Here is a 26,247-nt window from a genome sequence, read left to right as displayed (position 1 = left end):
ACGTATGAATAAAGGGTACAGAGTTGGAAAAACAGAGATAAGTGAGGCGGATATGAATGGCTTTTGACTATGATCTGGATTTCGACAACATCAACTTTCGTGAGCAGCCTGAACTCTACAGAGTGGGGAGAGGGGAGCAGGGTGTACTGATGGTGGAGCCCTATAAGAGTGAAATTCTCCCGCACTGGCGATTCAAGACGCCTGAGATCGCAAAGGAATCATCCGATAAGATATATCAGATGTATCTGGATTATAAGGAAAAGGACGATTTTGTCGGAATGGATATGGCGAGGAAGTTTCTGCAGATGGGATATACAAGATCTCGTCGTTACGCAAACTATAAAGGCGGGAGGAAGTACGACAAGAACGGTGAAGTGAACGAGCGGGATATTGATTCGGAAAAGGCGGAGTCGGCTTCCATTTTCGAAGAGAAGTGGAAAACAGTACGGGAAGACGAAGACTACCTTAAGCTGAAGAAAGCGCACCAGAAGGAATACGGATAATTGAACCATCGATAGAACCACCCTCCACATTTAATGGAGGGTGGTTCTATTTTGTGAAGAGATCTGATGTAATACTATACAGCAAAAAAGTATTGCTTTTTAATATATATTTATTGATTATCAATAAATATATGCTATTATAGGCTTATGATAAAGAAGAGGTGATCCTATGAGATTGGATATGATGTTGGCGAAAATGAACCTTAATTTCCTCAAAGTGTTGATTCTGATTGTCGGTGCTCCAATTCTTGCGGGATGCATCTACGGATTGTCCAGGTTCAGTCCGGAGTCTCGGTATTGGGCGACGGCTTAATTGGCAGAGTTACAGTATCCAGTACTGACTGGCATGTATATGGGGATGATTCCGTTCTTCTTTGCGCTGTACCAGGCTTTGAAATTCCTTGGCTATATGAGCAGAGACGAAGCATCTTCGGAAAAAGCGATAAAAGCAGTGGGAAAGATTAAATACTGTGCGGTTGCCATCGGTATTGTGTACATTCTGGAACTGCCTTTCCTGTACCGTCTCATGGCAGTAGATGATGCACCAGCCATCTTGATCGGTGCGTTCATCATCGCCGGTTCGGCTATGGTTTTCATTTTTTCAGCCGCACTTCAAAGGAATTTGAAATATCCTGAAGTGTAAAGCAGGTCTTTTAAACAGAATGGAGGTAAATGTATGTCGATGAGAGATCCTTTATATAATGATGAATCTACAGCATCAATCGGTGGACCTGAAACAAATGTGCCAAAGCATGTCGCAATTATCATGGATGGGAACGGGCGCTGGGCGAAGGCGCGTGGTCTGCCGAGGTTTGCAGGTCATAAGGAGGGTGTCGCAACTGTCGTCAAAGTGGTCAAGACGGCAGTCGACTATGGTGTCGATGCACTCACGCTCTATACGTTTTCCACGGAGAACTGGAAGCGGCCAAAGACCGAGGTTGAATTCATTCTAAAACTGCCTAAGGAATTTCTCGGTGTGCATTTGCCTGAGCTTATGGCGAATAATGTACGCATCGAGGCGATCGGTGATATGAGCAAACTGCCGGTTGCGACCCGTAGAGCCATCCAATATGCAATCGACCGCACCCGTCATAACGACGGGCTGCAGCTGAACTTTGCACTCAACTATGGCAGCAGGCAGGAGATGCTGAGCGCCATGAAGGCGGTCTTTGCTGATCTGAATACGGCAAGGTTGTCCTTGGAGGAACTGGATGAGGAGCAGTTTTCGAAGTATCTGTATACAGCAGATACGACAGAACCTGATCTACTCATCCGTACAGGAGGTGAGAAGCGGCTGAGCAACTTCCTGCTCTGGCAGCTCGCCTACACGGAATTCTGGTTCAGCGATATTCTGTGGCCGGATTTCACAGGACAGGACTTTATCGATGCGCTGGAAGCGTACGGTCAGAGAAAACGGAGGTATGGCGGTGTGTAGAATCTGAATGGTCCGGGAGGCGGTAGCCATGAGAGCAATGAAACAGCTTGTTCGCTTTGGTTGGGCACAGGCACTGTCCTGCATATTTCCGGTCGTCATCTTTGCCTCCCTGGCACTGACGGAAGTCATAACACTACCGCTTCTGCCGCGTTACGACTGGCTGCTCATCATCTGTCTGCTGACCCAGTGGGGGATGATACGGTCGGGACTTGAGACACGGGACGAACTGAAAGTGATCACCGTGTTCCACATCATCGGCCTGACTCTGGAAATATTCAAAGTACATATGGGTTCCTGGTCCTATCCGGAGCCTGGTCATTTCAAACTGTTCGGTGTGCCGCTCTATAGCGGATTCATGTATGCGAGTGTCGCGAGCTATCTCTGCCAGGCCTGGAGACGTCTCGACGTCGAACTGATCCGGTGGCCACCGCTTCTGATTGTAGTGCCGCTCGCTTCGGCAATCTATCTGAACTTCTTCACCCACCATTACTGGCTGGATGTCCGCTGGTGGCTATGCGGGTGTGTCATCATCGTCTTCTGGCGTTGCCGGGTGACTTACAAGGTCGGCGGCACCCGCTACCGGATGCCGCTCGTATTGTCCTTTATGCTCATCGGATTCTTCATTTGGATTGCTGAAAATATTGCGACCTATTTCAGTGCATGGGAATATCCGAACCAGGCAGACGTCTGGAGCATCGTCCACCTGGGCAAGGTGAGTTCCTGGATGCTGCTTGTCATTGTCAGCTTTCTTATCGTTGCGACTTTGAAGCAAGTCAAAGGAGACGGCCCCCGGGGATAGTGCGATATATTCATGTTCTACACTTTCCTTGCAGCTACCAGGCGAATATTCTGGCCAATATCATGAATACGGACCATAAGACCACACCAACCAGCAGGAAGATGAGCAATACGATCAAAGCGTCAGATATGGAAGTGATATCAAACCAGCCGCTGAATAAAAGAATCGGGTAGACTGTGATGAGCATAGTCAGGAAATGGATGATACTCCTTTTAAAGATGCTCCAGTGATCCAGGTCATAAATGACTGAAGCTGCAGCAACGAAAAATATGATGAGACCCACCAGAAATGTGCTCTTCGCGTTGGAAAGGTCATTTTGGAAATAGAGCAGCAGTGCGATACTGCCCATGATGACAAATGGTATACCGCCCCTTAGCAGAGAATTTAATATTAAGATGTCCATCGACCTTCTTTCTCCACAAAGTATTGAAGTACTGATCATCGACGTAAAGATAATTTCAACTCTCCAGTTCATGACACATATGCTGAGCCGGACTTCGTCACACTTACATATTACATTAACACTTTTTTCTTTTATACCCATTCTGGAGTAGCGGCAGAAATATATTCTTTCTATCGTTCTTTTGTAGAATCTGTTTAAAATATCCATACATATTCCGTCTCTGATATACTGTTACTGATGGAGAGGGGGCGGAAAGATGAAGATCATTGTAGATGCCGATGCGTGTCCAGTAAAGGATATTGTCATGGAAGAAGCGGCCCGGGCGAGTGTTCCAGTCACTCTGGTATCGAGTCTATCCCATTATTCCAGTAAAGACCTCCCGGCGCATGTAGAGGCCGTTTATGTCGAAGCGGGACCGGATGCGGCGGACTTCCGGATTGTCCAGCTGGCGAAGAAAGGGGACATCGTCGTCACTCAGGATTATGGATTGGCTTCCCTGCTTCTGCCTAAGGGTTGCATCGTGCTGCATCATAAAGGGTTTGAATATAATGACCTGAATATCGACAACCTGCTTGCGACACGTCACATGGGCAGCATGATCCGCAAAGGTGGCGGCAGGACGAAAGGGCCGAAGCCGTTCAGCAAGGAGGACCGGGCAGCGTTCCTCACCTTGCTCCGGAAGAAACTGGAGTTGAAATAGCGGTTCTGGTAATATATGTATCAACACCTACTATTCTGATGACGAGGCAGGGGAGGAAATATGGTTTCAACCGGCAATATCATTATCATGGGGCTTGTCGTACTGGCATCGCTGATGCTGCCCTTCATTTTCATACTGGTACTGAGGAAGAGGTTCCAGATTCAGTGGGTTCCGATACTTATTGGTGCAGCGACTTTCATCGTCTTTGCGATGGTGCTGGAACAGATTGCCCACTTCCTCGTGCTCAGACCCGGAGTGGATGGATCGATTGCACTTCTTGACAGCTCTCCCTGGCTGTACGTGCTGTATGGGGTTCTGGCTGCAGGCATATTCGAGGAGACGGGCAGGCTGGTCGCTTTTCTGCTGATGAAGCGGAAGTACAGGCAGATTGATTCGGCGGTGTCATATGGTGTTGGTCATGGGGGTGTCGAGGCGATCATCGTTCTTGGGCTTTCGACGTTCAATGTATTGATATTGAGCATACTGGTGAATAACGGCAGTGGCCTTTTGAACGAACTGCCTGCAGGCGTCCTGGAAAGCATTACAGGCGCACCGGGCTATATGTATATCATTGGCATCTTCGAGCGCATTCTTGCCATCAGTCTGCATATCGGCCTGTCTGTCATCGTCTTTGTGGCAGTGATGCAGAAGGGCAAGTGGTATCTATTCCCGCTGGCAATTGTGCTTCATGCACTGGCAAATGTCACGGCTGCAATGATGCAGGCGGGCCTGCTAGCGAATTTATGGATGGTGTATGTGGGCCTTGTGCTCATGGTTATCATTACACTGTCCATTGCCTACATGGTGGGGAGCAGATGCAAGCATTCCGAGTGAATATAGTCCTCTTTGCCTGGATGGCAGAGAGGATTTTTCAATATGGACATGTGGTTCATGGATGGAAACCGGGTATAGTGGAGCATGAAATGATGACAGGAGGACTGTATTGTGGCTGTAACTGATATTATTGACTTCGAGTACATTCAGACGAATGGCATCCAGCTTCACGTCGCTGTTTCAGGGCCCGAGGATGGGGAACTGGTCGTTCTGCTCCATGGTTTTCCGGAATTCTGGTTCAGTTGGAGGAAACAGATCCGTGTGCTGGCTGGGGCAGGCTACAGGGTCGTGGCACCCGATCAGCGGGGATACAATAAGAGTGATAAGCCGGAAGGCAAAAATGCCTATAGTATCAATAAGCTTGAGCAGGATATTGCCGGATTGATCGAGTACTATGGATATGACAATGCAGCAGTCATCGGTCATGACTGGGGTGGGGGCGTGGCCTGGCAGCTTGCCGGCACACATCCTGAGAAGGTGAACCGTCTCGTCGTCCTCAATATGCCGCATCCCGCTGCGTTTCCTAAAGTGCTTGTCAAAACGCCCTCGCAGGGGCTGAGAAGCTCGTACATTCTCTTCTTCCAGATTCCCATGCTGCCCGAGAAGATCATGAGCAGTAAAGATTATGCGTATATGGCACAGGCACTCGTCCAGACGAGCCGGAGAGGTACATTCACAGAAGATGACCTCGGAGCATATAGGATTTCATGGGAAAGGCCTCGGGCGCTGACGAGCATGCTGAACTGGTATCGTGCCCTTCCAGCAAACACGAAGCACATCCCGAAACATACGATTGAAATGCCTGTAAAGATCATCTGGGGCACGGGCGACCAGTTTCTGTCGAAAAAGCTCGCAGAAGAAAGCCTGAAGTATGCAAGCAGCAGTTCGGTGGCATGGGTGGAGGAAGCAACCCACTGGGTCCATCAGGAACAGCCGGAATATGTGAATGAACAGATTCTGCAGTTTCTCGATTCCTAGAACAGCCGCTGCAGAAATATGATGTATGCCCCTTCTCATACGAGGAGGGGTTTCTATCGCCATTATTTTAAGTGTATAATTACATTGAACAAAATGATGATCAGGAGATGATGGAATGAATCGTATCAATCTTGTTACTCTCGGCGTCAGGGATATTTCAGCTTCACTCGATTTTTACCGGAATATCGGATTCAAAGCTCATATCGTTGGAGACGAGGCACATCCGACTGTTGTCTTTTTCAGTAATGAAGGGTCGAAGCTGTCGCTCTACCCGATTCAGGAGCTGGCTGCAGACATCAATAGGGACAATCCGCCGGAAGTTTCGAAAGGTGGGTTCAATGGTGTGACGCTCGCCTACAACGGGAAGTCAGAAGCGGAAGTGGACGACATTATGGATAGGGTGGTCCAGCATGGAGCGACAGTGGTAAAGACACCACAGCCTTTATCATGGGGCGGTTATGGCGGTTACTTCACTGATATCGATGGCTACTACTGGGAAGTGGCCTATGGGGCTGAATGGGAGTTCGATGCATCCAACATGCTGGTGCTTGATTGAGAAGGGTTTCCTCTCATATGGTTCTTTTTTATAAATAAATGTGAAAAAAATAACAATATAGTATTGTAATTGTGACTAATTTCACATATAATAAACCTATAGAAAAGAACGGAACATAAGAGAGGAGAAAAAAATTATGATGAGTTGGTTGAAAGCACACAAGGCGAGTGAGTTGGTACTATTGGTTCTGAGAGTCTACTTGGGCTTCGGATGGTTTACGAGTGGTCTCGGTAAAGTGACAGGTGGCTTTGATGCATCCGGATTCCTGCAAAATGCGGTACAGAATCCAGTTCTCGGTCCTGATGGCAATGCGGTCTATCCATGGTATACGTTTCTAGTGGAAAACGTCTTTCTACCGATGAGCCCCGTAATCAATGTCATGATACCTTGGGGTGAACTGCTTGTCGGTCTCGGACTTCTGCTTGGTGGTTTCACAGCCTATGCTGCATTCTTCGGACTGATGATGAACTTTGCATTCCTGTTTGCCGGCACAGTATCAGTGAATCCGCTCTACATCATCATCGGCATGATCATCCTGGTATCCGGACACAAAGCAGGCAGCTTCGGACTGGACCGGTTCCTGCATCGTGAAAATAAAGGCGGCCATCGCCACTTCAGGCTCCGGGGTCACAGACGTGAAGTGACAGAATAGATTGATTAGAAGAGACCTGCAATCATGACGATTGCAGGTCTCTTCTTAATTTTGGTTTGAGTAATCCACTTTGTGCAGGGTATGATGAACTATAGAATTTCATGAATAGGAGCGTTGCAATGAAGTATATACTGAAAATAAAAGACAGCATATGGGTGACACCGGTATTCTATTGTCTGCTGGCAGTCATTCTTGCCCTGATTGCTGTCTATACTGATATAAATGTGCTTCCGAGGCTCGATTTCGAATTGCCGTTCTTCCTGGCGACTGAAGTCGACCTGGCCAAAGAGATACTCGGTTCGATTTCAGGCGCACTTCTGACCATGACGACCATCACTTTTTCCACCATCATGGTCGTTCTGACAACATACTCATCACAGTTCTCTCCTCGCGTTCTTACCAACTTTGTGAATGATAGAAGAACGATGCGCGTACTTGGCGTGTTCATGGGCGGCTTTCTATATTCCATCCTTTCCCTGGCCTTCATGCAGCAGGCCACTTTTGAAGGAGAAGTCATTTCAGCAATCGTTGCCGTACTGCTTGCTGTACTCTGCCTGTTCTTCTTTGCCTATTTCATCCATTTCGTTGCTTCCAGCATACAGGTCAGCAACCTGATTGATTCACTGGTGGATGACGTCAAGGATGAAATTGATCGGGAAGGGGAGCGGCTGGATCAGGCGCATGTATCGGTCACCAGCCTCAAGCCGGAGATGGTGGAGCAGTATGATGAGACAACTGTACTCAGTTCCGAGAGCTTTGGTTTCATCCAGTTCATCGATCACGATGACCTGTTCCAATGGGCGAAGAAGAATGATGCAGTCATCCGTGTCACCCCGCTGATTGGTGAATTTGTAACGACATCCACCGAGATTCTGACCATCAGTCATGGAAAAGATGTAGAAGTCCCTGATAGCCTGATCAGCAATGTCACAATCGGCAGGGAACAGAATGTCTATCAGGATGTGGATTATGGACTCCATAAAATAGTGGATGTCGCCCTTCGGGCACTTTCCCCAGGAATCAATGACCCGAATACAGCAGTCCAGTGCATCCACTACTTGACTGAAGCGCTTATAAAGAGCTTCAAGCATACCGGGACGTATGTCATTTACCATGATGACCGCCACCTTGGACGCCTGATTACAAGAAGGAGCAGTGTGGAGGAAAAGCTGTATAATGTACTTTCGCAGATCAGCTTCTATGGCAGGCAGGATGTTGTCGTTCTGGAAACACTGCTCGAATCGATGCAGAATATCGCGTTGAACAGTTCAGAAGATGTCAAACAGGAGATCAGGCCATTCAGCCGTTATATATACGATCGCTTCGATAAAGCAGTACTACATGAAGTTGACCATAAATTCATCAATTCCAGGAAAATGGCACTGGATGAAGCGTTGAATGAAGCACGTTAGGCAAGCCGTCCCTTCAGCTGATACCCGTTTTGTTTGTTTATACAAAATAACGACGGGAACAGCTTTGTATTGATCGATTTACAGGAGGTAGTGCCATGGGAATCTGGTTCAGTCTGATATTTGCGATAGGTTTTGTAATCATTCATCTGCTTTCAAAGCAGATGAAGTTTCTGAGAGTGGACCCTCGCAGCAAGTTTCTTTCGATTGCCGGGGGCATATCCGTTGCATATGTCTTCATGCACCTTCTGCCTGAACTTGGAGAGTACCAGCAGGAATTCGAAGGGGCAATTGAAGGGCTCGAGTTTCTTGAAAGCCACATCTATATCATTGCGCTGCTCGGGCTTGTCATCTTTTATGGATTGGAGCAGCTTGCGAAGAAGTCCAGGAAGCGGGGTGCAGAAAAGGGGACAGACAAGGCCTCATCCGGTGTCTTCTGGCTTCACATCTGTTCTTTCGCACTATATAACGCCATCATCGGCTACCTGCTGCTCAGAGGAGAATACCAGTCCGAGTGGGGCATGCTGCTTTATTTCTTTGCCATGGGCATCCACTTCATCACAAATGATAAGGCGCTGAGATCAGCGCACAAGGATGACTATGATCGATATGGCCGCTGGCTGCTTGCGGTGGCCATCACCATCGGCTGGTTCGTCGGTGTATTCACGGAGCTGAATATACTTGTCATCTCAGTGCTCACTGCCTTTCTGGCAGGCGGCGTCATCCTCAACGTCATGAAGGAAGAATTGCCGGAAGAGAGGGAAAGCAGCTTTCCTGCCTTTTTCTCAGGCATGCTCGGCTATACTGTACTGCTGCTGTTTCTGTAACAAGGAATCAGATGGCATAAAAAGCAAAACACCCGTAGGCCAAGGTTAAACTTGAGCTTACGGGTGTTTTCAGTTTGAGTGACTCTATTGTCTCCAGCTGTCGTATTCCTTCTTGGAACAGAGCGCCTGGTGGTTGTTGCCGAAATCTCTCAGAATCACTTCTTCACCTTCGGCGTAATTATGCTGGTCAGCATCATAACCGACTCTTCTGCGGTTCTTTTCAGTATGAGGGTCAGGTTGCGGTACTGCAGAAAGCAGTGATTTCGTGTAGGGATGTATCGGGTTTTCATATACATCTGCGGCATCACCAATTTCCAAAAGCTGCCCCATGTACATGACTGCTATGCGATCAGAGATGTATTTTACCATGGAAAGGTCATGTGCAATGAAGAGATACGCGAGTCCACGCTCTTCCTGTATCTCCTTCATCATGTTTACGACCTGGGCCTGGATGGAAACATCAAGTGCAGAAATCGGTTCATCGGCGATGATCAGTTTCGGATCGAAGCTGAGGGCGCGTGCGATACCGATCCTCTGGCGCTGGCCCCCGGAGAACTCGTGGGGATAGCGGTTGGCATGTTCACGGTTCAGTCCGACGGACTCGAGCAGTTCGTTTATCTTCCGGCGTCTTTCCTTCTTGTCCTTGTGAAGACCATGAATGTCATATCCTTCAGATAGAATCTCGAAGACGGTCATCCTTGGATTGAGTGACGCGTATGGATCTTGGAAAATCATCTGAAGGTTCTGGTTGAATGTTTTCTGCTCTTTTCGGGACAGCTGATCGGTATGCTTGCCATCAAAGATGACTTCGCCACCGGTCTTTTCATACAGCTTGATGATTGTGCGGCCGGTAGTGGACTTGCCACAACCGGATTCTCCAACAAGCCCCAGTGTCTCACCGGGCATGACGTGGAAAGAAATATCATTTACAGCTTTGAGCGGGTTATTCTTAGGCCCGAAGTGCTTTGCAAGATTTTTTACTTCCAGGATAGCTTCCGTCATTCTTTCACTCCTCCTGAGTACTGCATGTATCTGTTTTTGATTATATCAGGAATCTCTGTTTCAGGTGCATCAGGGTGCAGCCTCCAAGTTTTGGCGAAATGGTGATCATTCACTTTGAACATTGGAGGATTCTGTTCATAATCAATCTTCATCGCATGCGGATTGCGCGGCGCAAATGCGTCGCCTTTTGGCGGATCCGTCAAATCCGGCGGTGACCCTTCGATCGTACGTAGCTTCTGGCCCTTTTCTTCATTCAGGTCAGGCATCGATCCCAGTAGTCCCCACGTATACGGGTGCTGCGGGTTATAGAATATATCATCTACTGTACCGATCTCCACGATTTCACCTGCATACATGACTGCCACACGGTCTGCCACGTTGGCGACCACACCGAGGTCATGAGTGATGAAAATGATGGAAGTCTGCGAGTTTTTCTGGATATCTTTCATAACGTCAAGAATCTGTGCCTGTATGGTTACATCAAGTGCTGTGGTCGGTTCATCTGCAATGAGCAGCTTGGGATCGGCAGCCAGTGCGATGGCGATGACGACACGCTGGCGCATACCACCTGAGAATTCGTGTGGGTACTGGTTCAGTCTTTTCTCAGGCATTGGGATACCGACCATCTGCATCAGTTCAAGTGCACGTTTTTTAGCATCGCTTCTTGAGATTTTCTGATGCTTGAGCATTACTTCTGTAATCTGTCTGCCGACTTTCATCGTCGGGTTCAGTGAAGTCATCGGATCCTGGAAAATCATACTGATATCGTTGCCGCGTATTTTTTCCATCTGCTTTTCGGACTGTTCCAGCAGGTTTTTGCCATCAAACAGGATTTCTCCACCGGAATAGATGGCAGGCGGCTGCGGGAGCAATTTCATGATTGCCTGGTTGGTCACACTCTTGCCGGAACCTGATTCACCGACAATGGCAAGTGTTTCCCCCTTGAAGACATCATAGCTGACGCCTCGGACGGCATTTACAGTACCTGCATACGTAGAGAAATCTATCTGCAGATCTTTTATTTGTAGAACTGGTTCATTCATCTATATCACTTCCTTAACTTAGGATCGAGAGCGTCTCTTAATCCGTCACCAATTGCATTGAATGCAAAGATTGTCAAACTGATGAGCAATGCCGGGAAAAATAGTCTCCAAGGCGCGTTGGTCAAGGCGGGATAGCCGTCATTTGCCATGGTACCCCAACTTGCCAGTGGCGCAGGTACACCAAGTCCCAGGTAGCTGAGGAATGCTTCTGTGAAAATCGCATTCGGTATTGTCAGTGTCATTGTGACAAGAATGGCACCGAGTGCATTCGGAAGCAGGTGTTTTCTGATCAGGTGCATGTTCTTGGCACCAAGTGTTCTGGCAGCAAGTACATATTCCTGGTTTTTGAGTTTGAGTATTTCAGATCGTGTGATACGTGCCATGTTCACCCAGCCTGTAAGTGACAGGGCGATGATCATCGGGATCAGTCCCGGCTGCATGACAACAAGCAGGATGATTACGACAAGCAAGTAGGGGATGGCAGTCAGAATATCTGCGATACGCATCATGATCTCATCTGTACGTCCACCTCTAAGTCCAGCGATAGACCCCCAGGCAACTCCGATGATCAAGTCGATGATGGCAGCGGCGAAGCCGATGAAGATCGAGATCCTCGCCCCGACCCATACACGCGTGAAAACATCACGGCCAAGGTCGTCCGTACCGAACCAGTAGGTGCCATTCGGACTCGTATTGTAGTCGCCATTCTGCTGTCTATATGTGAATTCCGAAATCATTGGACCGAAAATTGCGCCCAGAATGATGATGAACAATGTAATGAATCCAACAAGAGCAAGCTTGTTTCTAATGAACCTTCGAGCCACTTCACCCCAGAAGGAAATGGATTTTTTGGCAAGCGTTTCCGCTTCCTCAGTCCGTGATCCAACAATTTCAAAATCGGAAGAATTGAGTTTTGGAATATCTTTATTTGCCACTTGATTTTCCTCCTCTCAACTTGATGCGTGGATCAATGAAGCTATAAAGAATATCTACAATCAATACAGCAAGCAGCAGTATGATCGAGTAGAATACGGTAGTTCCCATGATTACTGTGTAGTCCCGGTTGGTGATGCTGGTTACGAAATATTTACCCATACCAGGAATCGCAAAAATTTCTTCTATGACGAAACTGCCGGTGATGATTCCTGCTGTGAGTGGTGCCAGATATGTGACAACAGGGAGCAGTGCATTTCTCAAGGCATGCTTAAAGGTAACGACCCATTTTGATATACCTTTGGCTTTAGCCATTTTTACATACTCGCTGTTTGTCTCTTCAAGCATGCTTGAGCGTGTTAGTTTCGCAATGAATGCCATTGGCGTGGATGCGAGTGCCACCGCCGGCAATATACTGTAGATGAAGCCATTCCATCCGGCTATAGGGAACCATCCAACCTGGAGTGCAAGGTAATACTGCAGAACCGATGCCATGACAAAGGATGGTACGGATATGCCTATGACGGCGACAATGCTCATCGCATAATCCGGCCATTTGTTATGGAAGAGGGCGGCAATCGTACCGATCAGTACACCCATTCCGACGGCGATGAACATTGCTTCCAGACCAAGTGTCATGGAGATCGGGAAGCCTTCTGCAATCATTTCATTCGTTTCGCGGTATCTATACTTCATGGACGTTCCGAAGTCACCTTGAACAGTATTCAGAAGGTATTCTCCATACTGTACATACCAAGGATTATCCAGTCCATATTTTTCATTCAGACTTTCCTGGATGGCCGGGGGTACTGCTCTTTCAGACGCAAAAGGATTACCTGGAGCCAGGCGCATCAGGAAAAATGTTGCGGTGATGATTATAAATAAAGCGATGATGATATATATCAGGCGCTGACCTATATATTTGATCATCTGTAACGCTCCCTTCTCAAAAGTGACAGGTGAGTATGTAAGCATACTCACCTGTCAGTATATTTCTTATTCTTGAATATCTACGTATTTCAATTGAACGTTTCCAAGTGGATCGGCATTCATATTCTCAACTTTGTCTTCGTGTACTGAGAGATTCGTGTAGAAGTAGATCGGTGCAAATGGATATTCACTCATCAAAATCTCTTCAGCTTCTTGCATCATTTCAGTGCGTGCTGCTTCGTCTGTTTCCTGAGCAGCATCATTCAGCAGCTGGGTATACTCTTCGTTTGTCCAGCCAGTGTCGTTGTTACCGCCATCTGTTTTGAAGATTTCAAGGAAGTTGATCGGATCATTGAAGTCTCCGAGCCAGCCGTAACGTCCAACCTGGAATTCGCCTGAATCAAGCGTCTCGAGGTATACCTGCCATTCTGCGTTATCCAATGTAACATTGATTCCAAGGTTCTCAGCCCAGCCTTGCTGGATGAACTGTGCAATCGCTGCGTGTGCTTCATCAGTGTTGTAGGATAGTGCAACTGTAAGTTCTGATGGGTCGCTCATGCCAAGCTCTTCAAGTCCTGCATCGAGTGCCGCTTGCGCTTCTTCGATGTTGTTGGATTCAAAGTAGTTTCCTGGCTCTTCAAAACCTTCCATAGTCAGAGGAACAAGGCCGGTTGCCGGAACCTGCTCTCCTTTAGTGACGTTTTCGATGAGCCCTTCGCGGTCGATTGCGAGTGTCAGAGCTTTACGGATGTTTACATTCTGCATTACTTCATCCTGGGTATTGAATACATACATGTAAGTACCGGCCTGGTCACTGACATTCAGTGTACCTTCTTCCTTGAATTGCTCAAGAGCATTCAGGTCAATTGTATTGAATGGTGAACCGAGGTAGTCAAGTTCGCCGGCCTGATACATGTTGAGTGCTGTCGCTGCACTTTCAACCATGTCGATGTTGACTGTTTCGAGTGCTACATTTTCAGCATCCCAGTAGTTGTCGTTCTTCGTCAGGACGATTTCATCAGAGCTTGTGAAACTTTCAAGTGTGAAAGGCCCGTTTCCGATGTAGTCCTCACCGGCTGGATCTGTATGCCAATCCGGATTTTCCTCTACTACCTGGGAGTTGACCGGATAGTATGTGTAGAACGCTGTCAGTTCGTCAAAGTAAGGCGTCGGGTTTACAAGGTTGACTTCAAGTGTCTTATCGTCAATCGCTGTAACTGCTACATCATCTACTGAGCCTTCGCCTGTGTTATAAGCTTCAGCACCTTCTATGTAGTAGAGTTGGTAAGCGTAGTCTGAAGCATTTTCAGGGTCAAGTGCCCATTTCCAAGCATATTCGAAGTCTTGTGCAGTGACAGGGTCACCGTTTGACCATTGTGCATCTCTTAGGGTGTACGTATAAGTGAGGCCATCTTCACTTACGTCGATGTTTTCTGCCATCGCCGGTTCCGGATTGCCTTCAGGGTCGAGACGTGTCAGACCTTCGAAGACGCTGGCCATGATTGCACCTGATGTTGTATCAGTTGCCAGTGCCGGGTGGAAGGATGGTGGATCTGAAGCGATCGAGAGGTTGATGGATTTTCCACCGGATTCTCCTTCGCCTGAAGCACTCTCTTCACTAGTGTCTCCGCCGCTGTCTCCGCCGAAATTACAGGCTGCAAGAACGAGTGTTAGAGTTAGGAAAAGCAGTAAAGCTTTGAAATTTTTCATACAATTCACTCCTTTTTTACTATTCGTATTATACTGCATATTACAATGAGATTACAAGAATGCAAATGTGTAATATGAAACCTTACTTTCCAATTTCCTCTATTATTATACTCCTTCCTGATTCTTATTTGAAAGCGCTTACTTGATATGCATTATCAATGTATAAACCCGAAATGTCAAATGTATGAAGTATTTCTAAAGATGCAGCAGACATTCAATCCATCCAGTCACCTGATTTCATCAGACTACGTCGGTGATTAGCGGGTATAGAGATGTATCATACGAGAGAAGGGGTTAGATAATGAAGATTCTACTTACCGGTGCCTCCGGCTATATCGGCGGAAATCTGCTTGAAAGTCTGAAGGAGGACTATGAAATCATTGCTGTTTCAAGACATACGGATAATAAGGAAGATGAGGAGAATGTGACCTGGAAGGAAGCGGATCTGTATTCGCAGATCGACATCGAGAACGTGATGGATGATATCGATATCGCCATCTATCTTGTGCATTCCATGCAGCCTTCGTCCAAATTATCTCAAGCGAAATTTGAGGATATGGATGCGATACTGGCCGACAATTTTGCATGGGCAGCAAAGCAGAAAGGTGTGAAGCGGATCATCTACTTGAGCGGCATCATACCGGATGACGACAATCTGTCGACGCATCTGAGCAGTCGTCTTGAGTGCGAAAGGATTCTCGGGTCATACGGCATTCCTGTAACGACGTTGCGGGCGGGACTGATTGTTGGCCCTAAAGGCTCCTCCTTCCCAATTCTGCACAATCTGGTGAAGCGCCTGCCCGGCATGCTGCTGCCAGCATGGGCTTACAACCGGACGCATCCGGTTGCACTTAAGGATGTCATCACCGGACTGACGAGAGTGGTAAAGAGGGAACCGGAAAATAATGAATCGATCGATATTGGCGGTCCGGATGAAAAGTCCTACAAGGAATTGTTTGTGGAGACTGCTGAAGTTATGGACAAGAAGCTGCCGATGGTGGATCTTCCGATCATTCCCATTTTCCTGTCAAAGCTCTGGGTGCGCCTCATTGTCCAGAAGCCGAAAGAAATGGTCTATCCTCTGCTTGAAAGTCTCACACACAATATGGTGATGCGTCAGGAAAATTACGAAGAGGGAATATCCAATGCACCGACCACGTTCAAGGAAAGTGTCCGTATTGCGCTCGATAGTGAAATGGACAGCAGTTCAAAGTCCGGCATCGAGATTGTACAGAAGGAAGATGTGGAGAAGAATGATGTGAAGTCGGTCCAGCGCATCCGTATACCGAAGCAGTGGTCGATTGATGATACGGCCGACTACTATGTCAACTGGTTGTCACGGGTCGGCGGCAAGTTCATCAGTACGAAAGTGGAAGCGGATCAGACATCGATTGCATTACCATTCTTCAAGTCGCCGATTCTGATTCTCAACAGGTCCAAGGAACGTTCCTATGAGAATCGCATACTGTACTATATCAAGGGCGGCAAGTTTTCACAGGAAAGAGAAGGGGGGCGTGCCCGACTTGAGTTCCGAAGAATTCTCGATACGGACGAGGTGCTTATCGCCATCCATGAATACGAACCGACGCTGCCATGGTTCGTATACACACTGACGCAGGCCAAAATCCACCTGATTGTCATGAAGGCCTTCGGCTTCGAAACGCGACTGCTCGCAAATATGCTGGATTCGAGATATGCGAAATATGTAACTAACCCGAATCAGTCCTGAAACCTTGAAGAACAGATGAAAGCGAGACCCTTGCTATGCGGGTCTCGCTTTTCCTGTTCTTGGAGCAGTGGATCTGTACCATTGGTAGCAGAGGATGATGATCATCATCAGGTCGATGATATCTCCACCATAATACATCAGCATCGCGCCCGTCTCCCCTTCAGTTTCTGGAATGCCTTCCGGCGGGGATGCATAGATCAGCTTGGAGAGCACCTTGTGGAAGCCGAGTGCTAGAATGAGAACGATACCCCGGTGCAGGAAGCTGTAACGGTGTGTCGTCATATCGATATATAGTATGGAGATTGTGAACAGGTAGCCCGCGAGGAAGACGTGCAGATGTACAAGCGCATAAAGCCAGGAGGACATGTGCATGAGCGTAAACAGTTCTGTCATGTAGATCAGGTACAGGCCGCCGATATTCAAAGTTGCTGCAACGATGGGGCGGGTGAGTAATGTGACGTATCTGCTGTTCAGCAGACGGCTGACGCGTTTTGCCGACTGGTTGGGCAGCGTGCGCATAAGGAGAGTCATCGGGCGACTGAAAACAATGAGCAGCGGTGCAAGCATGCCGAGCAGGAGATGCCCAGCCATATGTGCATTGAAGTCATAATGGGAACGCTCTGCCAAAGGTCCGATGAGCGCCGAGGCAGCGAGTATGATGCCGAGAAACCACCATATATACCGGGAAGCTTTCCATTTTGAATGCTTTCCATTCGAAATGAACATCGCCAGTGGATAAAGGAATAGGGCCGTTGCTGCAATGATGGCGACCACCACTTCGAGTGCAGCAAAACCTGTATGATTCATATGTGTATGCATCATATCATCCCGCCTGTCGCTGCTTTCTTGTCCGGATCATCAGAACGATGCCGATGACGAGCAGCACAGCCCCGGCGATGTTCCAGCCGAGGTCGTACGGGAGGACCTCCACCCCATAGCGTACCTGATGGACCTGCAGCAGTTTATGGTTTACAAGACCATCGAACAGCTGGAAACCTCCGAGACCGATAAAGAAAGATGCAGTCCATGTCGCCATAAGTCTATTGTGCTTGCGGTTCAGGTCTGCGAACATGAACAGTCCCAGCACAACAGCGAATAGGGCGAACGCATTCAGCAGACCGTCGGACAGAATGCCTATGAATGGAGTGGAACGGTCATAGAAGTGGTGCCACTGCAGCAGCTGGTGGAAGATGATTTCATCGACCAGTGCCATCAGACCGATTCCGAACAGTACACCTGATACGACGTTTCCCTTTATGTTTGGTACTTGTTTTTCAGACATTTCATCCGCTCCTTTCAGTTCCTATTTCCATACCCCTGTTTGAGTAGTGATAAAATAAATTGTCATTTCTTTTTTAACGCTCGGCCCGGAGGCATGGACTTTACGTATGAGCAGTTGCATGCAGAAACGTAATATCAGTGTGTTATTCTTGGAGAAAAAGGATGAGTCGATGGTCGACAGAATCATATTGGATGATACAGAAATCAAACTGAAGGACTATGAAGCGCACGAGAAGGACGGCAGGCGTGAAGTGGCCTTCATTTTCGACGTGACAACGGAAGACTATCATGATGTTGCAGTACTGCTCTATAGAGGGACATTCGATGTCAGCATACCGGAAGAACATCTTGAATTCAGAGGAACAATCATCAACTATTCCACGTCGTTGGATAATCTCTATGAGGAAAACCAGACAGGTGAATTCAGAGTGACGCTTCAAGAAATTGAAGCTTAAGGAGGTGGAGATATGAAATTGAGTATCCTGGATCAGGCGCCGGTTGCAGAGGGACAGACACCGAAGGAAGCACTCGAGGCTTCCATGAAGCTTGCACAGACTGGTGATGCATACGGCTATACACGCTTCTGGGCAGCCGAGCATCATGCATGGTCGAGCCTGGCTTCAAGTTCACCGGAAGTGTTCCTCGGCTATATCGGTGCCCATACCAGCCGGATAAGGATCGGTTCCGGCGCGGTACTTCTGCCCTACTACAAGCCGTACAAGGTGGCAGAGAACTTCAACATGCTGGCCACGCTGTTCGGGGATCGGGTGGACATCGGTATCGGAAGGGCGCCTGGGGGTTCTGCGGAAGCATCTGAAGCACTCTCTGATGGCTTCCTGCAGCAGGTCTTCAGGATGCCGGAGCTGGTTGATGAGCTGGTCGGCTACGTCGAGAATACGGATGCCCGTGTGGCGGCCCATCCGCTTCCGCTCTACAGCCCCGAAATATGGATGCTTGGCACAAGCAGAAAAAGTGCGGCATTTGCAGCGGAAAAGGGTCTGTTGTACTGCTTCGGCCAGTTCATGAGTGATGAAGATGGGGCTGAGATTCTGGACGCATACCGTGAGCAGTATATACCGCGTCAAGACTCCCGTCCGTATACCATCATGGGTGTATCGGTAGTATGTGCCAGGACGACCGAAGCGGCCCATGATATAGCAATGAGCTGGCTGATCTGGCAAGTGCAGCAGTCCCATGGCGGTGACGGTGCCATACCGTCCATTGAAGCAGCCAAAGCCTACGAATTGACAGCTGAAGATGAAAAAAAGCTTCAAAGCATGAAGGAGAAGATGATCATCGGCAACCCAGAGGAAGTGGCAGATGCACTTCGGGTAATCCAGGATAGGACAGGCGCTGACGAATTCATGATCATCACCATCACTTTTTCTCCGGAAGACAAGCGGAAGTCCTACCAGTATATTGCACAGGCGCTGAACGAATAGCCATCCGGCTCCACGGATGGCTATTCTCTATTCATAATGAATGGTTTCAAGCTGTGAAAGCTGATCGAATCCGACATTTCCGCCCGAGATGACAAAGCACACTTTTTCATCTGCAGCCGGTACATGGCTGCCATCAAGAAATGCTGCCAGACCAATGGCACCGGAAGGCTCTGCAAGGATTTTCGCTTCCATAAGCAGCAGTTTCATCGCCTTCAGTATCGAATCTTCGTCAGCTTTCAGCATGCCGTCTGCATACCTTTCTATGACTGGGAAATTATGCACCCCGGGCTGATCTGTAACCAGAGCGTCTGCAATGGTGGTTCTGCTCTCTATCTTCACGCGCTTCTTCCGAGCGAGGCTTTCGCTGTATCTCGCCATCATGCCGGGCTCTGCGCCATAAATGCCTATGCCGGGGTGAGTGGGTTTGATGGCGGAGAGCATGCCCCCAAGCAGGCCGCCTCCACTCGTAGGCACAATGATGGTATCAAGTGCCGGCTGCTGAACTATGATTTCCAGTCCAACGGTGCCCTGCCCCATCATGATGTCCACGTCATCATACGGATGGATAAGTGTATAGGCATGTCTTTCTGCCAAACGTGCACTCATGGCGAAGCGTTCTGTCACATCACACTTGATGACCGTTGCACCAAGCTCCTCGATGGCGGCCACTTTGAATGGGGCAGCAGTGTCCGGCACTACGACTGTAGCGTCGATGCCGAGAGCTTTTGCCGCATGGGCAAAAGCTTTACCATGGTTGCCTGAAGAGGCGGTGATGATGCCTCGCTCTTTCTCATCGTTCGACAAACCGAGCATCTTATGGATGGCGCCGCGATATTTGAATGACTGTGTCACCTGCATATTTTCAAGTTTAAGGTAGACTTCGCATCCAAGAAATCCATCCAGGGCAGGCGCTCTCACCAGTGGTGTCATACTGATGTAAGGTGCAATTTTCATGCGTGCTTCTTTAATTGCTTCATGCGTAACTGTCATCTTTCACCCTCCTTTTCACTTTCCATTATACAATTGTAATGAAAACACACAATTTTATAAAAATAAGGACGATTCGTTTGCTGTATTGGACTTTGGACATTTATGATGAATGAAAGACTGAAGGAGGAATGGAAATGAAAGCAGTGTTTCATGAAAAAGAGAAGGGCATGGCCGGACTGAAGTACGGTGATATGGACATACCTGAGCCCGGTCAAGGCGAAGTGAGAATCAAGTTGAAGTCGGCGGGACTGAATCATAGGGACCTTATGATACCGAATCGTCATCAGCCGGAGGATCCGGCGCTCGTTCTTGGGTCTGACGGTGCTGGAGTCGTGGACGCAGTGGGATCAGGGGTTGAAAAAGTGAAAACAGGGGACGCCGTCATCGTCAACCCGGCATTGGGCTGGCATGAAAACAGCGATGCACCGCCGGAAGGTTTTGAAATACTGGGGTTGCCGGATCACGGTACTTTTGCTGAATACATCGTTGTACCTGAAGAAAATGCTGTGCCGAAGCCTGAGTATCTGACATGGGAGGAGGCAGGTGCATATGCTCTGTCGGCCATGACGGCCTATCGCGCACTCTTCACCCGTGGCGGTGTCAAAGAAGGGACACGCGTTCTGATTCCGGGGGGTACAGGCGGTGCAGGCATCTATCTGATCCAGTTCGCAAAAGCGGTCGGGGCAACAGTCTATATCACTTCCCGCTCAGAGAAGAAAAGGCGGAAAGCACTCGATATTGGTGCAGATTTCGCGATTGACAGCGAAGCGGACTGGGATGAAGCACTAGATGGCAAAAAGATGGATGTGGTCATCGAAAGTGTCGGGGCAATGACTTTCAGCAAGGCACTCGATCAGCTTCGAAAAGGAGGTACGCTTGTGGCATTTGGTGCGTCCACTGGAGATACCGTGGATTTCAATCTGAGAAAATTCTTCTATGGGCAGTTCAACCTGCTCGGTTCGACGATGGCGAGTACAGAGGAGCTGCATGAGATGCTCGATTTCTCAGAAAAGCACCAGATCAGGCCCCTCATTGATCAGAGCTATCCACTGTCCGACTACAAAGCAGCCTTCGACTACCTGGAAAGTGCAGATATGATGGGCAAGATTGCATTTACAGTGGATGCATGATGCAGATGTTGAATAAAATATTTCATTTCTATGGTGCTGGCATGACAGACCTGATAAATTTAAGTGGACTATATTATCAGGAAGAGGGATATGGATGACTGAAAATAGGAAGAACCGATTATTTGAAATACTTGCAACGTCAACAAAGCTCGGTCTGACATCGTTTGGCGGGCCGGTGGCACACCTTGCCTATTTCAAGGACGAGTATGTCGACAGAAGAAAATGGCTCGATGACAGGACATATGCAGAAATCATTGCACTATGCCAGTTTCTGCCTGGTCCTGCAAGCAGCCAGGTCGGCATTTCCATAGGAATACTGAGGGGCGGCATGATTGGTGGCATGCTTTCCTGGCTCGGTTTCACTCTGCCGTCTGTTATTGTATTGATTCTTTTTGCTCTGATGTATCAGACCTTCGACCTGGAAGGTGCACTTTTCATACAGAGTCTTAAAGTGGTTGCAGTTGCAGTTGTCCTGCATGCATTAATCGGCATGGGGAGAAAACTGACTCCTGATCGCCCGAGAATCGCGATGGCACTCATTGCTGCAGCTATCATGCTGCTCTATCCATCCGCATGGGTGCAGATCCTTGTCATCATTACCGGCGGAGCGATCGGCTATATGCGGTTCCGCCAGCAGGCTGAATCCAATATCACTCCTTTCAAGATCGGCATTTCAAGGAATACGGGTATTGCCGCTTTAGCCCTGCTTTCATCGTTGCTGATCATACTGCCTGTACTGAACCGACTCATTGACCATGCCCTGTTGAATATTTTCGATATTTTCTTCAGGGTAGGTGCGCTTGTATTCGGAGGCGGGCACGTCGTCCTGCCGATGATTGAAAGGGAAGTTGTACCTTCCGGGCTGGTCGGTGCGGATGAATTTCTTGCAGGATATGGTATGGCCCAGGCAGTGCCTGGACCGCTATTCACCTTCTCCAGCTATCTTGGTACGGTCATGTCCGGCATACCAGGCGGCATTGTGGCTACAATTGCCGTCTTCCTGCCATCTTTTCTGCTGATCGCAGGGGCGCTGCCATTTCTTGATGCATTAAGAAGATATGATGCCTTCCAAGGTATTCTGATGGGAGTGAATGCAGTCGTCGTCGGCATTCTGCTGGCCGCCTTCTACGATCCCGTCTTTACAAGCGCCATATTGGAACCTGTCGATTTTGTACTCGCTCTGATATTGTTCTTCCTGCTCTTTGTGTGGAAAATTCCTGCCTGGATGGTGGTCCTGATCGGTGTAGCCGGCGGCTACATGCTGCATATGCCATGGTTTCTGTGATAAGCCGGTCTTTACCTCCTGGAGATTGTCTTATGGCCGGATAGGGTATTGCACTATAGCGACATTTTACCCGATCATGAACGGAGATGAATGAAATGCCGGAATTTAAAAATGACAAAACCGCCTATGAAGTGGATGTCGGCAAGTTTGAAATTTTTTTCAGGAAACGCTATAAGCTGCTGTCCATCCTCAATGACCTGTCACTCGGCATCTGGTTCACTGTCGGGAGCATCCTGTTCTTCTGGACAGCCACCCAGACCTTCGGCACGGTCTTGTTTGTCATCGGCAGCCTGCAGCTTCTTGGTCGCCCCATTCTAAAGCTGATTCACGGCTTCTTTATGAGAAAGGCATCGAAAAGACCGGATGGAGATGAGGAGAATCATTCACAGCAGCATCAACCACCGGATCAGACAGACGGGAGGTGATCGGATGTATAAGAATATACTTCTTGCCATCGACGGCTCCGAGAACAGTCGAAGAGCCGGATATGAGGCAGCAAGACTTGCACTTGACGACACGGTCAATGTAACCATCCTGCATGTCATGGATCCGGATGATACACAGAAGGATGTCGTCCGATCGACGACAGAACGGCATCTGAACAAGCAGAAAAAAGATACATTATCATCAATCATCCGATTTTTCGGTGAGCAGACAGTCGATCATGAATATGTGGTACGACGCGGCCTTCCTGCAAGAAAAATCATCGAAGAGGCGAATACGGGAAAGTATGATGTCCTGGTCATCGGCAGCAGAGGCTTGAACATATTTCAGGAAATGGTCCTTGGCAGCGTCAGTCATAAGGTGGCCAAGCGTGCCACAATCCCTGTAATGATCGTCAAATAGACACTTCCATATGGAAGTGTCTTTTTTGTGCCATCTTGCACTGGAAAACCAGATGTGATAATTTTATTAGAAGATTTAATTTGAATATTTAAATAATTTGGAGGTGTTTGATGCTTATTCTTGATGAAAAAGAAATCATGTCGTTCTATAATATGTCCCACTGCATAAGAGATATCGGAAGCATGCTGAAACAGAAGGCGCAAGGCAGCATCATCAGTCCACCCCGTACTGTCATCGAGTCGAAGGAGACCAATGGATCTGCACTTTATATGCCGAATCTGGATACTTATGAAAAGGTCATGAGCATGAAGGCGGTCACCATCTTTCCGGATAATCCATCAGTAGGCAAATCAACGACACAAGGTGTGCTCCTGCTGTCTGATGCGGAAGATGGTACCCATCTGGCCTTGCTTAATGCCTCTTATCTGACACGTCTGAGGACAGGGGCAATCAGCGGACTTGCGACGGATCTTCTGGCACAGAGAGATGCGCAGACTTTGCTTGCCATCGGCACAGGCGGCATGGCATTCGAGCAGGTGCTCGCCGTGCTTGAAGTTCGGCCGATCAGCAGGATCATGCTTTTTAATCCGACCACCGACAAGGCATATGCATTCATGCAGAAGCTCAGGGACTTCGGCATCGATCCGGAAATCGAGGTGGAAGTCCACACAGATGTGAATGCGGTAGTGCCTCAAGCAGAGATCATCTGCTGCAGTACACGATCCAGTACACCTGTATTCAAGGGGGAAGATATCCGGCCGGGCACCCACGTCAATGGTGTCGGTTCATATCTGCCTGAAATGCGGGAAGTGGATTTCGAGTTCATCCAGCGCGCGGACAAGATTGTCATCGACGACTTCGATGGTGCAACGCATGAAGCGGGCGAACTTATCCACGCAAATGAACAGGATGGCTGGTCATACAGTGATCTTCACGGTGAACTGATGGATATGGTGAATGGTAAGGTCGAAGGCAGGCAGAGTGAGGAAGAAGTGACCTTCTTCAAGTCTGTAGGGGCTGCCTATTTCGACTCTGCAGCAGCGATTGGTGTATACAAGGAAGCAAAAAAAGAAAACAGAGGGACATCAGTGGAAATATGATAAATGGGGGATGGAAATGGCACAAAGATCGAAGTTCAAGGATCCTGGCTTCATACTTGCAATTGTCGTACTCGTTTACTCCGCTTTTGTATGGATATGGTGGCCAAGTGAAACATACGTCGCAGGCGTTGCACTGACTGCCTGGCTTATGCTGATCGGCATCATCCTGTGGTTTGGGCTCGCAATCATCTACGTACTGTGGATAGAACATATCGAGAAATCGGTGAAGGAGCAGACGGAGAGGAGAGATACATATGAGAATTACTGAAGCCATCATTGTGCTTTTGTATCTGCTGTTCATGATTGGTATCGGGCTTTATTTCTATAGGAGAGCACGTTCATCCTCCTCCGACTACTATACCGCAGGTTCCAGCATCAACACGTTCGTCGGTGCATTCGCCATTGCGGCAGCTGTTGCCAGTTCGAGTTCCCTGATGGGTGCGGTCGGCTCCGGTGTTACGCTCGGTCTGCCGTATTTCTTCGCCTATGCTTTCGGTGCAATCGGCATATTGCCTTTTGCGATGTTCCTGATTTCAGGACAGGTAAGAAGAGCAGGGGTCAAGACCATGCCCGACTTCTTTGATCAGAGATTCGGCCGTTCTGTCCAGATTCTTGCAGCCATCATCGTTGTACTGGCGATGACATTCTATATGGTGCCGCAACTGACTGCTTCAGGTCTCATCGGTTCGTATGTCCTCGGGATCGACTATATCTGGGCAGTCATCATTCTCGGCCTCGGGTTCACAATATATGCAGCACTCGGCGGCATGTGGGCCATCACCTACACCGATCTTTTCCAAGGGGCGATCATGCTGCTTGGTGTCATGGTGCTGGCAATATTCATCCTGTTCGATCATAGTGGGATATCCGCGCTGCTCGACGATGCCCTTTCCACAGATCTGAACTTCGGTGACGTCACCCAGCCATGGATGGCCTACTTCGGTCTTTTCATTGCCTTCTTGTGGTTCGGTATCATATCACCATCTGTTGTCATGAGGAACTTTGCCTCGAGGGATGCCAAAACTGCACGACGCTCCTCGATGTGGGGCACGCTCATCTATCTGCTGCTCTTCCTGAGTGGTATGGTGGTTGCGATGGCAGGCGCAAGTATAGGCATTGCCGGACAGCTGGACAATGCGGATATGATCTTTGTATCGGTTATCGAGCATTATCTGCCGCCGATTGTCGGGGGCATCATGCTTGCCGGGCTTCTGGCTTCAATCATGTCATCGGCGGATGCGATGCTGCTCGCTGTATCGGCAGGTGTCGCATATGATATATACAAGAAAAATATCAATAAAAATGCGAGCGAGCAGCTGATTACGCTGCTCAGTCTGATCGTCATGCTGGTGGCGAGTGTCATCGGTATTCTTATTGCGATCAACCCGCCACAGCTTATCGCAATCATGGTCGGCTGGGTTGGCGGTTTCCTGCTATCCTCATTCGGTATTCCTTTTGTCCTTGGCATCTGGTGGAAGCGTGCGAACAGGCAGGGGGCTTTCGCAGGTATGCTCGGCGGCGCAGTAGTATTTCTGGTACTCGTATCGCTGCAGATTCTCCCTACAAATGCTGAACCGATCATCGCAGCACCGATATCACTGATTCTTACTGTCGGTGTCAGTCTGATGACACCAGCGCCGTCATCTGAAATCCAGGCGCAGGTCGACCGCTATCATACACATATTGAAGCGGAAGGCAAAGCCGCTGCCCGTACAGAAGAGGTGTAGGAC

The 26,247-nt window shown here is 48.5% G+C and carries 30 protein-coding genes; 21 read left to right on the top strand and 9 right to left on the bottom strand.

Features of this window, described 5'->3' with window-relative positions; genetic code table 11:
- Positions 1-56 precede the first annotated feature (56 nt).
- From J4760_RS10135 to J4760_RS10120, 4 genes are all read left to right on the top strand, one after another.
- The gene (locus J4760_RS10135; protein ID WP_237605619.1) at positions 57-503 is read left to right on the top strand and encodes a DUF4385 domain-containing protein; all 447 of its coding nucleotides are present in this window, start codon (positions 57-59) and stop codon (positions 501-503) included.
- 313 nt (positions 504-816) lie between these two features.
- Positions 817-1,146, top strand: a complete 330-nt coding sequence (locus tag J4760_RS10130; protein WP_237605618.1) for a DUF2975 domain-containing protein — start codon at positions 817-819, stop codon at positions 1,144-1,146.
- Between the two features lie 33 nt (positions 1,147-1,179).
- On the top strand, positions 1,180-1,938 hold the full coding sequence (locus tag J4760_RS10125; protein WP_370637563.1) for an undecaprenyl pyrophosphate synthase: 759 nt from the start codon (positions 1,180-1,182) through the stop codon (positions 1,936-1,938).
- A 28-nt stretch (positions 1,939-1,966) separates the two neighbouring features.
- Complete coding sequence (locus tag J4760_RS10120; protein WP_145288052.1) at positions 1,967-2,737, top strand: DUF817 domain-containing protein; 771 nt, start codon at positions 1,967-1,969, stop codon at positions 2,735-2,737.
- 34 nt (positions 2,738-2,771) lie between these two features.
- Here J4760_RS10120 and J4760_RS10115 read toward each other — a convergent pair whose 3' ends face one another.
- A complete protein-coding gene (locus J4760_RS10115) occupies positions 2,772-3,140 on the bottom strand; it encodes a DUF3021 family protein (RefSeq protein WP_237605617.1) in 369 nt (122 codons plus the stop codon).
- 256 nt (positions 3,141-3,396) lie between these two features.
- Here J4760_RS10115 and J4760_RS10110 point away from each other — a divergent pair, with 256 nt between their 5' ends.
- The 7 genes from J4760_RS10110 to J4760_RS10080 all read left to right on the top strand — a co-directional run bounded on the left by J4760_RS10110 (position 3,397) and on the right by J4760_RS10080 (position 9,096).
- On the top strand, positions 3,397-3,840 hold the full coding sequence (locus J4760_RS10110; protein WP_237605616.1) for a YaiI/YqxD family protein: 444 nt from the start codon (positions 3,397-3,399) through the stop codon (positions 3,838-3,840).
- Between the two features lie 60 nt (positions 3,841-3,900).
- Entirely contained in the window at positions 3,901-4,674 is a 774-nt protein-coding gene (locus J4760_RS10105) for a YhfC family intramembrane metalloprotease (RefSeq protein ID WP_237605615.1), read from the top strand.
- 111 nt (positions 4,675-4,785) lie between these two features.
- On the top strand, positions 4,786-5,652 hold the full coding sequence (locus J4760_RS10100) for an alpha/beta fold hydrolase (protein WP_237605614.1): 867 nt from the start codon (positions 4,786-4,788) through the stop codon (positions 5,650-5,652).
- 115 nt (positions 5,653-5,767) lie between these two features.
- Complete coding sequence (locus J4760_RS10095) at positions 5,768-6,208, top strand: VOC family protein (protein ID WP_237605613.1); 441 nt, start codon at positions 5,768-5,770, stop codon at positions 6,206-6,208.
- Positions 6,209-6,344: 136 nt separating this feature from the next.
- Positions 6,345-6,860 carry a DoxX family membrane protein gene (locus J4760_RS10090; protein ID WP_237605612.1) on the top strand — a complete coding sequence of 172 codons (516 nt, stop codon included), beginning with the start codon at positions 6,345-6,347 and terminating at the stop codon, positions 6,858-6,860.
- Between the two features lie 119 nt (positions 6,861-6,979).
- Positions 6,980-8,272, top strand: a complete 1,293-nt coding sequence (locus tag J4760_RS10085) for a DUF2254 domain-containing protein (RefSeq protein WP_237605611.1) — start codon at positions 6,980-6,982, stop codon at positions 8,270-8,272.
- Positions 8,273-8,367: 95 nt separating this feature from the next.
- Positions 8,368-9,096 (top strand): ZIP family metal transporter, encoded by a 729-nt coding sequence (locus J4760_RS10080; RefSeq protein WP_237605610.1) that lies wholly within the window; start codon positions 8,368-8,370, stop codon positions 9,094-9,096.
- An 84-nt stretch (positions 9,097-9,180) separates the two neighbouring features.
- On the opposite strand, the gene J4760_RS10075 is transcribed toward J4760_RS10080, so the two are convergent.
- From J4760_RS10075 to J4760_RS10055, 5 genes are all read right to left on the bottom strand, one after another.
- A complete protein-coding gene (locus J4760_RS10075) occupies positions 9,181-10,098 on the bottom strand; it encodes an ABC transporter ATP-binding protein (protein ID WP_145288081.1) in 918 nt (305 codons plus the stop codon).
- Positions 10,095-11,141 (bottom strand): ABC transporter ATP-binding protein, encoded by a 1,047-nt coding sequence (locus J4760_RS10070; RefSeq protein ID WP_237605609.1) that lies wholly within the window; start codon positions 11,139-11,141, stop codon positions 10,095-10,097. The genes J4760_RS10075 and J4760_RS10070 overlap by 4 nt, the downstream gene beginning before the upstream one ends.
- Before the next feature lie 5 nt (positions 11,142-11,146).
- On the bottom strand, positions 11,147-12,076 hold the full coding sequence (locus J4760_RS10065; RefSeq protein ID WP_145288087.1) for an ABC transporter permease: 930 nt from the start codon (positions 12,074-12,076) through the stop codon (positions 11,147-11,149).
- Positions 12,066-13,004 (bottom strand): ABC transporter permease, encoded by a 939-nt coding sequence (locus J4760_RS10060; protein WP_145288090.1) that lies wholly within the window; start codon positions 13,002-13,004, stop codon positions 12,066-12,068. Before J4760_RS10060 ends, J4760_RS10065 begins: the two co-directional genes overlap by 11 nt.
- 66 nt (positions 13,005-13,070) lie before the next feature.
- Positions 13,071-14,714 (bottom strand): peptide ABC transporter substrate-binding protein, encoded by a 1,644-nt coding sequence (locus J4760_RS10055; RefSeq protein ID WP_145288094.1) that lies wholly within the window; start codon positions 14,712-14,714, stop codon positions 13,071-13,073.
- Positions 14,715-15,015: 301 nt separating this feature from the next.
- On the opposite strand from J4760_RS10055, the gene J4760_RS10050 reads away from it, so the two are divergent.
- A complete protein-coding gene (locus J4760_RS10050) occupies positions 15,016-16,443 on the top strand; it encodes an NAD-dependent epimerase/dehydratase family protein (RefSeq protein ID WP_237605608.1) in 1,428 nt (475 codons plus the stop codon).
- A gap of 33 nt (positions 16,444-16,476) precedes the next feature.
- On the opposite strand, the gene J4760_RS10045 is transcribed toward J4760_RS10050, so the two are convergent.
- Both J4760_RS10045 and J4760_RS10040 read right to left on the bottom strand, forming a co-directional pair.
- The gene (locus J4760_RS10045) at positions 16,477-17,265 is read right to left on the bottom strand and encodes a cytochrome c oxidase assembly protein (protein ID WP_237605607.1); all 789 of its coding nucleotides are present in this window, start codon (positions 17,263-17,265) and stop codon (positions 16,477-16,479) included.
- Position 17,266: 1 nt separating this feature from the next.
- On the bottom strand, positions 17,267-17,725 hold the full coding sequence (locus J4760_RS10040) for a DUF2243 domain-containing protein (protein WP_145288100.1): 459 nt from the start codon (positions 17,723-17,725) through the stop codon (positions 17,267-17,269).
- A 118-nt stretch (positions 17,726-17,843) separates the two neighbouring features.
- Between J4760_RS10040 and J4760_RS10035 the strand changes: the two genes are divergently transcribed.
- Positions 17,844-18,179, top strand: a complete 336-nt coding sequence (locus tag J4760_RS10035; protein WP_237605606.1) for a DUF3219 family protein — start codon at positions 17,844-17,846, stop codon at positions 18,177-18,179.
- Positions 18,180-18,191: 12 nt separating this feature from the next.
- A complete protein-coding gene (locus tag J4760_RS10030; RefSeq protein WP_237605605.1) occupies positions 18,192-19,166 on the top strand; it encodes an LLM class flavin-dependent oxidoreductase in 975 nt (324 codons plus the stop codon).
- A 27-nt stretch (positions 19,167-19,193) separates the two neighbouring features.
- On the opposite strand, the gene J4760_RS10025 is transcribed toward J4760_RS10030, so the two are convergent.
- The gene (locus tag J4760_RS10025) at positions 19,194-20,156 is read right to left on the bottom strand and encodes a threonine ammonia-lyase (RefSeq protein WP_237605604.1); all 963 of its coding nucleotides are present in this window, start codon (positions 20,154-20,156) and stop codon (positions 19,194-19,196) included.
- 134 nt (positions 20,157-20,290) lie between these two features.
- Here J4760_RS10025 and J4760_RS10020 point away from each other — a divergent pair, with 134 nt between their 5' ends.
- The 7 genes from J4760_RS10020 to J4760_RS09990 all read left to right on the top strand — a co-directional run bounded on the left by J4760_RS10020 (position 20,291) and on the right by J4760_RS09990 (position 26,244).
- Entirely contained in the window at positions 20,291-21,286 is a 996-nt protein-coding gene (locus J4760_RS10020; RefSeq protein WP_237605603.1) for a zinc-binding dehydrogenase, read from the top strand.
- A 94-nt stretch (positions 21,287-21,380) separates the two neighbouring features.
- Positions 21,381-22,571: a chromate efflux transporter gene (gene chrA, locus J4760_RS10015; RefSeq protein ID WP_237605602.1), complete on the top strand. Its 1,191-nt coding sequence runs from the start codon at positions 21,381-21,383 to the stop codon at positions 22,569-22,571.
- A gap of 95 nt (positions 22,572-22,666) precedes the next feature.
- Complete coding sequence (locus tag J4760_RS10010) at positions 22,667-22,996, top strand: YrhK family protein (protein ID WP_145288115.1); 330 nt, start codon at positions 22,667-22,669, stop codon at positions 22,994-22,996.
- A 4-nt stretch (positions 22,997-23,000) separates the two neighbouring features.
- The gene (locus tag J4760_RS10005; protein WP_237605601.1) at positions 23,001-23,417 is read left to right on the top strand and encodes a universal stress protein; all 417 of its coding nucleotides are present in this window, start codon (positions 23,001-23,003) and stop codon (positions 23,415-23,417) included.
- Positions 23,418-23,527: 110 nt separating this feature from the next.
- Entirely contained in the window at positions 23,528-24,517 is a 990-nt protein-coding gene (locus J4760_RS10000; protein WP_237605600.1) for an ornithine cyclodeaminase family protein, read from the top strand.
- Positions 24,518-24,533: 16 nt separating this feature from the next.
- Positions 24,534-24,785: a hypothetical protein gene (locus tag J4760_RS09995; RefSeq protein ID WP_145288124.1), complete on the top strand. Its 252-nt coding sequence runs from the start codon at positions 24,534-24,536 to the stop codon at positions 24,783-24,785.
- Entirely contained in the window at positions 24,772-26,244 is a 1,473-nt protein-coding gene (locus J4760_RS09990) for a sodium:solute symporter family protein (protein WP_237605599.1), read from the top strand. The genes J4760_RS09995 and J4760_RS09990 overlap by 14 nt, the downstream gene beginning before the upstream one ends.
- The last annotated feature ends 3 nt before the right edge of the window (positions 26,245-26,247 follow it).

Source organism: Salinicoccus sp. ID82-1 (assembly GCF_021991715.1).
In the GTDB taxonomy this organism is placed as follows: Bacteria; Bacillota; Bacilli; order Staphylococcales; family Salinicoccaceae; genus Salinicoccus; species Salinicoccus cyprini.
This window is presented reverse-complemented; position numbering and strand designations above follow the sequence as displayed.